Origin of the sequence: Kitasatospora sp. MBT63 (genome assembly GCF_000710465.2) — a bacterium.
In the GTDB taxonomy this organism is placed as follows: Bacteria; Actinomycetota; Actinomycetes; order Streptomycetales; family Streptomycetaceae; genus Kitasatospora.
Map to the genome: position 1 here is coordinate 1 of NZ_JAIZ01000505.1, position 3,071 is coordinate 3,071.

At 66.6% G+C, this 3,071-nt stretch carries 3 protein-coding genes and 1 pseudogene; 3 read left to right on the plus strand and 1 reads right to left on the minus strand.

What is annotated here, in order from left to right:
* Window positions 1–1,005 precede the first annotated feature (1,005 nt).
* Window positions 1,006–1,524: a carboxymuconolactone decarboxylase family protein gene (locus tag AA75_RS27065; RefSeq protein WP_082526858.1), complete on the plus strand. Its 519-nt coding sequence runs from the start codon at window positions 1,006–1,008 to the stop codon at window positions 1,522–1,524.
* A 219-nt stretch (window positions 1,525–1,743) separates the two neighbouring features.
* Here the strand turns inward: AA75_RS27065 and AA75_RS54120 are convergent.
* Window positions 1,744–2,061 (minus strand): annotated as a pseudogene (locus AA75_RS54120) (sensor histidine kinase); the annotation flags it as partial.
* Window positions 2,062–2,334: 273 nt separating this feature from the next.
* Between AA75_RS54120 and AA75_RS49830 the strand changes: the two are divergent.
* Window positions 2,335–2,493 carry a hypothetical protein gene (locus AA75_RS49830; protein WP_158515573.1) on the plus strand — a complete coding sequence of 53 codons (159 nt, stop codon included), beginning with the start codon at window positions 2,335–2,337 and terminating at the stop codon, window positions 2,491–2,493.
* A gap of 301 nt (window positions 2,494–2,794) precedes the next feature.
* Window positions 2,795–3,071: YbjN domain-containing protein (locus AA75_RS27070; protein WP_033822888.1), on the plus strand; the 277-nt coding region annotated here is incomplete at its 3' end.

Genomic DNA, 3,071 nt, shown 5'->3' on the forward strand with positions numbered 1-3,071 from the left:
CACCACCCACCCCCCGAACAAACCAACAAACGGACCTCAGAGCACCCCAGCAACAACAGCCCACGAAACCCCACCGACAGACCAGACCGGACACTGACACGAAGAAGATCCAGCCGACCACTCGCTTGAGGGCATTGAGAAGCTGCATGCGTTATCGGACATGGCTGGCACCGACAACGAACAGTCACGGCAGGCCGCCGGTGGCAACGGCCACGTTCAGGCCGTCGGCGACGTTGCTTAGGTCGCTGGAATCTCAGGTGAGCTGTAAGTAATCAGTCGTCGTCGGGTTGCCAAGAAGTGGCAGGAACTCCGACCTGGCCTGGAAAATCAACGCCGGAAAGTAGGCGAAGGCAACGGCTTCCTCGGTAACCAGGGCCACCGCTGTGGGCCAGACCTCTGTATGAGATGCCCGCCGCCGAGGATTTAGTCTCAGTTCCGATGGCGACGCGCGAACAACTCAGGCCGGCGCTCGGCCAGGGGGCTTAGGAGCAGAGGCGCACCAAGCCTGTCGCGGCATTGACGCTGACGTAGTCGAGTCCCATCTTGACGGGCTCCAAAAGCGCGAAGACATGGCGAGGGTGAGGGCGGTCGTGCGCGGATTTTGACTTCCGGATATGCAGATACAGAAAAGATTCTCCGCACTCCGGGTGGTTCTTGAGCCAGGTCCGGAGGATTCTGTCTGCGTGATTCCTGCCAATAGCGCAGGATGCTGGAGCGGATTCGTCGGTATCCTTGTGTTCGGCCATGATGAATCCGTTCCCGGGTAGATTGGCTGGCGCTTCGGAGCCTCCTTGCCGAATAACCTACCCGAGCCGCGATGTCGCGGACTCCCCTGATCGGATGGCCGGAAGGAGGATGCTGGTGCAGCGCGCGTGCGCGCGCCGGAGTGCGCAGCGGGAATCGCCGGCACCGTGGCCGTGCACGGCGGCTTCCGATTCCGGCTTTTTAGTGGACAAGTTTCGGAGGGCGTTGGGTCGGCAACCGAGTTTTATTACCATTGCGGATATGTGGCCGTACAAAGGTGAAGGAGTCCAGGTGACCGAGGTGGCGACCGTGCCGTCCAGCGAGCGGGTGTACATCGACAAGCAGGCCCCGCAGGCCTTCAGGGCCCTGCGCGCCACGGCCGAGGTGGTCCGCGACCATGTCGCGGAGGCCGGGCTCGACCGGATTCTCGTGGAGCTCATCAACCTTCGGGTCTCCCAGCTGAACGGCTGCGCCTTCTGCCTGGATGTGCACACCAGAGCGGCCCTACGGCTCGGCGAGAGCACCCAGCGGCTCGGGGTGCTCGCGGCCTGGCGCGACACGGAGGTGTTCACCGCGCAGGAACGTGCGGCCCTCGCCTTGGCCGAGGCGACCACTCATCCTGCCGACGCGTCGGCGCAGGAGACCGCTTACGGTGCCGCCCGGCAGGTGTTCGGGGACGGCGAGATTTCCGCGGTGATCTGGGCAGCCATCACCATCAATGCCTTCAACCGGGTCTCCGTCCTCAGCAAGCACCCGGTCCGGCCGTCCGGCGCCCGCTGACATGCGGTGCTTGGCTCGTTGGCCGGCACGCTTCGTGCCAGCCGGCTTCTGAACGGCGGGGGTGCAGGTCAGGCACCCTTCACGACATCCCCGAACCTCAGGGGTGCCGCGCTGACGCGGGCGGCAGCACAGCTGTGTCTGCCGGAGGTCTGCGCGGCGACGGACGCGGTCGCCGTCGCCGTTCACGGGTGAGGAGAAGAGCCCGAGGCGGACCGCGGCGAGGGCGCCGCCCGCTGTGCTGCGGGCGATGGTGACTTCGCCTCCGATGGCGGTGGCGGCTCGTCGTGCGATGTCGAGGCCGAGTCCGGTGGAACCCGCGCTGGCACCACGGGCGAGAGCCTGCTTCGGGTCGGATGTGCCCGGTCCCGCATCCTCGACGGCGATGGTGACCGTCTGAGCGGCGCGTTCGACCCGGATGGCCAGTGCGCAGCCTTGAGGGGTCGGTTGCGATGCGCAGGGGGCACCGCACCGCCACCCGGTGGCCGACCGGCGCCCCGCGGTCCAACAGCCTTGCACGTCAGGGTACTTCACCCACACTCGGCCGACGGATATGCTGAAATGAACATAAAGCGTTCTCGCGCGCGCAGGCCACCCCGTCTCGGCCGAGGGCCGGTGGGAGCAGGACCGAGCTCGGCTCCTCGTGCCGCCCCGGACATGATCGTGCCTGCGGCGCTTCTGTCCGGCAGCGGTGACCGGGTGAGACAGCAGCGGCGCAGATGCCGCTCGATGTGGCTCGGGACCGCGCTGAGGGTTTGCTGACTGTCCCCCTCACTCCACGGGGGAGGAGACATGGCAGGGAAACACCGAGAAATGGCTGCACTCACCGAGACCATCGAGTCGGTCGGACAGGACATCGCCCCCGTGGACGCTGCCAGGGCCCGCGATGTAGTCGCGTCCCACGCGCGCGATCTCAAATACCGGATGCTGCTGGACGCTCTCGGACTGGGTGAACCGCTCGTTGAGGCCTAGCCCGGTCCGGGGGAGAGCGTACCCCGCGCGAAGGGCGGAGCCTGCTGACATCGCGGAGGACCCGGCACCCGGCTCCAGAGCATCCGGGGAGGTCGGATGAGGGGTGCCATCGCCACCCAGTCATGCAAAGGAACAGCCCGTTGTCCGGGGCCCGGGGGATGCGGATCAGACCCCCGCTCCCCTGATCGGACGGTTTGTTCGAACCGGGGTCCAAGGGCACCGTTGAGGTGTGCGCAAAACAGTGTCCGACACTGACGCGTCCGAATGAACTGCCCCGTCTCCAAAGCTGGAAGTGGATGCCATGACCATTGAACCCTCCTCGATTCCCGCGCCCGCCGCGCTGCACCCCCCGCTCGGCGCTGTTCAAGGCGGTGGCCCGGCCGGGCCGCCGGTGGTCGTGCCGGACCAGGCGCTGGTGGCCGAGATCCTCGACCAGATGCAGCTCAAGCACGTGGTGGACGAGGAGGGTGACCTCGCCGCGCCGTGGGAGGGGTTCCGCGTCTACTACATGTTCCGCGGTGAGCAGCAGGAGCTGTTCGCGGTCCGCGCGTTCTACGACCGCTCGTACCCGCTGGAGC